5 protein-coding genes are annotated in these 5,910 nt (G+C 73.6%); 1 reads left to right on the top strand and 4 read right to left on the bottom strand.

Features of this window, described 5'->3' with window-relative positions; translation table 11 throughout:
• From AX737_RS27425 to AX737_RS27410, 4 genes are all read right to left on the bottom strand, one after another.
• Window positions 1–1,334: TonB-dependent receptor (locus AX737_RS27425; protein WP_245293514.1), on the bottom strand; the 1,334-nt coding region annotated here is incomplete at its 3' end.
• Between the two features lie 506 nt (window positions 1,335–1,840).
• Window positions 1,841–2,548: a MarR family winged helix-turn-helix transcriptional regulator gene (locus tag AX737_RS27420; RefSeq protein WP_082773333.1), complete on the bottom strand. Its 708-nt coding sequence runs from the start codon at window positions 2,546–2,548 to the stop codon at window positions 1,841–1,843.
• Window positions 2,549–2,708: 160 nt separating this feature from the next.
• Entirely contained in the window at window positions 2,709–3,107 is a 399-nt protein-coding gene (locus tag AX737_RS27415; RefSeq protein ID WP_197430740.1) for a response regulator, read from the bottom strand.
• Window positions 3,108–3,197: 90 nt separating this feature from the next.
• Complete coding sequence (locus tag AX737_RS27410; protein WP_066927000.1) at window positions 3,198–4,469, bottom strand: adenosylmethionine--8-amino-7-oxononanoate transaminase; 1,272 nt, start codon at window positions 4,467–4,469, stop codon at window positions 3,198–3,200.
• Between the two features lie 89 nt (window positions 4,470–4,558).
• On the opposite strand from AX737_RS27410, the gene AX737_RS27405 reads away from it, so the two are divergent.
• Window positions 4,559–5,680: an aminotransferase class I/II-fold pyridoxal phosphate-dependent enzyme gene (locus AX737_RS27405; protein ID WP_066926998.1), complete on the top strand. Its 1,122-nt coding sequence runs from the start codon at window positions 4,559–4,561 to the stop codon at window positions 5,678–5,680.
• Window positions 5,681–5,910 lie beyond the last annotated feature (230 nt).

Below are 5,910 nucleotides of genomic sequence, written 5' to 3'. Positions count from 1 at the left end.
AGCGGCAGATCCTGCAACAGGCCGAAGCTCGCGCTCTTCGGCGCGAAGCGGCGGGTGAGCGGATAGCGCAGCGGATCCTCGCCCTCGACCGGCAGGTAATCGGCCGGGAACTGCACGGCGGTGCTGCGCAGCCGGTCGCCCTCGATGCGCCCGGCGGCCTGGAGGCGGGTGCCCGGCACCACCTCCAACTCCTCGAACAGGTAGACGGCGTTCGCCCGCGAATCGGTGCGCGGCAGGAAGCTCTCGAGCTGCGTGTTGATCACCCGCCGGTCGGCCTGCACGCCGACGGCGCCCGTGAGCTTGCCGAGACTCGTGAAGACGGGCACGTGCTGCGCCTCGACTCGGACCTCCGCCTCGCGGTTCTTGAAGATCGCCTGCTGGCCCTCGCGCCCGTCCTCGCCGATGCCGATCTCGTCGTGGCGGTAGACGGAGTAGCCCGCCCAGTAGCGGATCACCTCGAAGGGCCCGTCGAGCGGCCTGTACTCGCCGCGCGAGATCACCCGGTCCTGGTTCGGGGTCAGCCGCGTGCGCGCCTGCTCCGCCTCGCCGCCCGGGATCGCGTAGAGCGCGTTGTAATGGCTGAAGGCGACGCCCACGAAGCCGCGCTCGCCGATCGCCGAGATGCCGACCGAGCCGCCTTCCGACGCGTTGTAGGAGTTGCGCTGGATGCCGCCGGGGATGGCGTAGCTGTCGGCGGCCGTCTTGAAGCCGTCCGCGTGGACCGCGATGCCGTCCTTGCCCGCATCCACGGTCGCGGCGCCGAGGCGCCCGTTGTCGACGCTGGTGTAGCCGGTGGTGACTTGGCCGGTGACGCCGTTCGCCGGGATGAATGTCGGCACCCGGTTGTTCTCGGCCGAGACCACGCCGCCGATGGCGCCCGAGCCGTAACGGAGCGTCGCCGGCCCGCGGATCACCTCCAGCCGGTCGGCCACCAGCGGGTTCACCGGCACGGCGTGGTCCTCGCCGAGATCCGAGACGCCGCCGTTGACGATGCCGTTCTCCTGGATGCGCACCCGGGCGTTGTCGAGGCCGCGGATGATCGGGCGCGAGGCCGCTCCCGGCGCGTAGGTCGAGGCCGAGATGCCGGGCCGGTCGAACAGGGCGTCGCCGAGCGTGCGCGGCTGGTCGCGGGCGATCTGGTCGCGGGTCACCACGGTGACCGGCGAGAACGTGTCGGTGACGACCGGCAGCAGGCCGATGCCGCCCACACTGCTCGCGGCGCTCGGCGGGGCTTGGACCGGGCGGACCGCCTGGACCGGGCTCGGCGAGGTGACGCTGATCTCGTCGAGGGTGACGGCCTGCTGCGCCCGCGCGCCCCCGGCGAACGGCAGGATCAGGCAGAGCGGGGCTGCGCCGACGACGAGACGGTGAGGGAGACGCAAGGGAGGATTCCAGCAACGTGACAGTATAACGCTGCATGTCCTGGCGAGCGACTGCAACCGGCGTCTCGGCGCGATCGCGCGATCCCGGGGATGCGTAACGTTATTACAACACCGTTTTGTCCGGCGGCGATCGCTGAACGCGGGCCATCAAGGGCGGCGCCGAGGTCGCCCGGATTCCGGAACTTGGGCGCGAACGGCTCCGTAGACGGGGGAGGATACCGGACAGCAGGGCCGCGCCATGCCGCAGATGTTCGATTGGATCTTCTTCGCGATCGTACTCCCGGTCCCCGCCTTCCTGGTCTGGGACTGGTACCGGAACAGCTAGGACCCGGACGGGCCGGATCGGCAGTCCTGGATTCCAAAGGTCGAGACCTTTGGCGGGTGCAGGGCAGAGCCCTGCATTTGGAACCGTCCCCCGGCTTCGCCGGGGCGGGGGGTCCAATAGCGGAGCCCGAACCTCAGAGCGCCCGCAGCGCGCTGCCGTTGAGGCCCGCGGCATCCGCCTCGTCGTCCTCGGCCTCGATCTCCGCGTCGGCCTCGGTCTCCTGGCCGGCGACGCCGGACGCGTCCGCGAGGTTGCGGGCGGCCTTGCGCAGCAGCTTGCGCAGGCGCCGCCGCTCCTTGCCGTCGAACCCGTCGAGGAGTTCCGCCTCGACCTCGTCCCAGATCCGCTCGATCGCCTCGGCCTTGGCGAGGCCGGTCTCCGTCAGGCGAACCCGCACGATGCGCCCGTCGCCGGCCTCGGCCCGGCGCTCCACGAAGCCGAGGGCGGCGAGCCGTGAGATCGTCTTCGAGGCGGTTGGCGGGCGCACCCGCAGGGTGGCGGCCAGATCCCCCATCGTCATGGTGCCGGCGGCCGCCAGCACCTGAACCACCTGCTCCTGGCCGGCGAAGAGGTTGAGACTGGCCAGCCGGTCGCCGATGCGGCCGCGGTGGAGGCGCGCGGCCTGGACCAGAGCCCAGCCGACGCTCTTCTGCCCCGGCGGCCGCAGGCGCCGGGCCGCGGCCGCCCCGGTTTCCGCCCCGGCGCCGGATTTGCCGCGCTTGCCCTTGCGGGTCTCGCTCTTGCCGGTCTCGCCCTTGCCGGTCTCGCCTTTGCCGTTCACGGGGCCGCCCACCGTCGCATCGTCCGGCGGGGTCGCCGAACGTTCGTCCGCCGTCGACATCGTGCACCTCGCTCGTCCGGCTTCCAAGCCGGTTTCCGCGCGCGTTCGTCCCGCCCGTGCGGAGCGAGCGGGTCGCGCAGGGCCAGCCTGTGGCGCGCCTGCGTGAAGCCACGATGACAATGGAGGCCGCGGAGCCCTCGGCCCGGCGGAAAACCCCGCCTCAGCAGGGCATCAGGCTCTTGAGACGGTCGAGGATCTCGTCGCCGCTGCAGGGGCGGGCGAGGAACTGCGCGCCCGGCGGCATCCGCTCGGGATCGGGCGCGGCGCGGCCCGAGACGATCAGGATCGGCAGCTTCGGCCGCGCCTCCGCGACGGAGTTCGCCAGCTCGAAGCCGTTGGTCTTGCCCGACAGCTCGACGTCGGTGACCAGCCCGCAGATGTCGGGCCGGGCCTGCAGGATGCTCAGCGCGCGCTCGGCCGATGCGCACTGCACGGTCTCGTATCCCCCGTCCTCCAGCACGTCGCCGAGGTCCATGATGGTGAGCGCCTCGTCCTCGACGAGGAGGATCACCGGCCGGTCGTCCTGAGAGATCGTCTGCCCACTCGACACGATGCGCATCCTCCCGCGTTCCGTCCGGCCCCGCCCGAACGCCCGGACGCTGTGCCAACGGTCAAATCCGGTCCGGGTTGCAGCCCGTTCATGATCGATTCAGGAAAGCCGGGCCGATCGCCCGGTCTCCGTCACGCTCTCGGCGAGCGTCGCCAGCAGGTGATCGAGATCCGCCGAACCGATGGTCAGGGCGGGGGTCAGGTAGGCGATGTCGCCGAAGGGCCGCACCCAGACGCCGCGGGCGGCGAGCCGCGCCTTGAGGGCGGCGAGATCCGGCGGGCTCGCGAACTGCACCGCGCCGATCGCCCCGAGCACCCGCACGTCGGCGACGCCCGGGACCCCGCGCAGGGGCTCCAGCCCGTCGCGCAGCCGGGCCGCGATCGCCCGCGCCTGGTCGAGGCGGGGTTCCCGCTCGAACAGGTCGAGGCTGGCATTGGCCGCCGCGCAGGCCAGCGGGTTCGCCATGAAGGTCGGCCCGTGCATCAGGGCGGCGGCCGGATCGTCCGACCAGAAGCCCTCGAAGATTTCGGTGGTGGCCACCGTCGCGGCGAGCGCCATCGTGCCGCCGGTGAGCGCCTTCGACAGGCAGAGGATGTCCGGCACGATGCCCGCCTGCTCGCAGGCGAACAGGGTGCCGGTGCGCCCGAAGCCGGTGAAGATCTCGTCGCAGATCAGCGGCAGCCCGTGGCGCCGGGCGAGCCGCGCCACCGTGGCCAGCACCTCCGGCCCGTGCATCACCATGCCGCCCGCGCCCTGCACCAGGGGCTCGACGATCACGGCCGCGAGCTCGTCCCGGTGGCGGCCGAGCGCCGCGTCGAGCGCCGCTTCCTGCTCGGCTGTCCGCGGCAGGTCGCGGAAGACCTGCGTCGGCAGGTAGGCGCCGAAGCGGCGGTGCATGCCCTCCTCGGGGTCGCAGACCGACATCGCCCCCATCGTGTCGCCGTGGTAGCCGCCCCGGAACGACAGCACGCGGGTCCGGCCCGCGACGCCCCGGTTGAGCCAGAGCTGGGCGGCCATCTTCAGCGCGACCTCGACGGCGACCGAGCCGGAATCGACCAGGAAGACGTGGTCGAGGTTGCCCGGCAGCAGGGCGGAGAGCCGCGCGGCCAGCCGCTCGGCGGGCGCGTGGGTGAGGCCGCCGAACATCACGTGCGGCATCCGGGCGAGCTGGTCGGCGACGGCTTGCGCGATGTGCGGGTGGTTGTAGCCGTGCACCGCCGTCCACCACGAGGCGATGCCGTCCACGAGCTCGCGCCCGTCCGCCAGCACGATCCGGCTGCCGCGGGTCGCGACCGCCTCGAGCGGGGCGGCCGCGCTCTTCATCTGCGTGTAGGGGCGCCAGAGGTGGCGGCCGGCGGGCGTCGCATCCATCGGACCGGGATGGTGCCGGCGCCCGGCGCGGTCAAGGCCGCGCGCGGCCGCCCTTGACAGGGCCGGCGCACCCGGCCCCATGACGGCCCATGCACAGCCTCGACGCCTTCGCCGCGGGGAAACTCGCCGCCCTCGATGAGGCCGCCCTGCGGCGGCGCCTCGTGCCGACCGCGCGTGGGCCGGGGGCCGCGGCGGAGCGGGCCGGGCGCCGGCTCGTCTCCTTCTCGTGCAACGACTATCTCGGCCTCAGCCACCACCCGCGGGTGGTCGCGGCCGCGCAGGCGGCGGCGGCGCGCTACGGCGCGGGCTCGGGCGGCTCGCGGCTGGTGACCGGCAACCACCCGCTCCTCGACGCGCTGGAGGAGCGCCTCGCCCACCACAAGGGCAAGGCGGCGGCTCTGGTCTTCGGCAGCGGCTACATGGCCAATCTCGGCATCACCCCGGCGCTGGCCGGCCGGGGCGACCTCGTGCTGCTCGACGAACTCTCCCACGCCTGCATGTGGGCGGGCGCCCGGCTCTCGGGGGCGCGGACGCTGAGCTTCCGCCACAACGACGTCGCCGACCTCGCGCGCCTCTTGGAGGCGGAGCGGCCCGCGCACGGGCGCTGCCTCGTCCTGACCGAGCGCGTCTTCAGCATGGACGGCGACCGGGCGCCGATGGGCGACATCCTGGAGGTGGCCCGCCGCCACGACGCCTGGACGCTGGTGGACGACGCGCACGGTCTCGGCGTGGCCGAGGACGGCCCGCGGGCGCCCCTGGAGATGGGCACGCTCTCGAAGGCGCTCGGCTCCTATGGCGGCTATCTCTGCGCCTCGCGGCCCGTGATCGACCTGCTGACGAGCCGCGCCCGCAGCTTCGTCTACACCACCGGCCTGCCCCCGGCCTCGGCGGCTGCGGCCCTGGAGGCGCTCACGATCCTGGAGGCCGAGCCGGAGCGCCGCGCCCGGCCGCTCGCGCTCGCCCGCCGCTTCACGGCGCGCCTCGGCCTGCCGGAGGCCGAGAGCGCCGTGGTGCCGGTGCTGGTCGGCGGGGCGGAGGCTGCCCTCGCGCTGTCGCGCGCGCTGGAGGCGGAGGGCTTCCTCGTGGTGGCGATCCGCCCTCCGACCGTTCCGCCCGGCACCGCCCGCCTGCGCGTCGCCTTCTCGGCCGCCCATGACGAAGCGCAGGTGGACGCGCTGGCGGAACGGGTCGCGGCGCTGTCGGGCCGCTGAGGCGCGCGGCCCCCGCGCCGGACGACCGTCGCCGGGAGCGACGGGCCGGTCCGCGGACGCGGACGTCCCGCACAAAAAGACCCGGCTCTCGCGAACCGGGTCGAGTTCTCGGGTCTCAAGCCCAGGCGCGCGGGGTGCCGTGACGGCGACCCGTCGCGCGCCTGGACCGGAGCTCAGAAGTCGCGCTGGACGCGGGCGCGGACCTGGAACACGTCGGCGTTGGTGACGGT

The sequence above is a fragment of the Methylobacterium sp. CCH5-D2 genome, from assembly GCF_001556475.1.
Classification (GTDB): Bacteria; Pseudomonadota; Alphaproteobacteria; order Rhizobiales; family Beijerinckiaceae; genus Methylobacterium; species Methylobacterium hispanicum.
The sequence above is the reverse complement of the archived record's forward strand: the minus strand, read 5'-3'. Positions and strand labels throughout refer to the sequence as shown.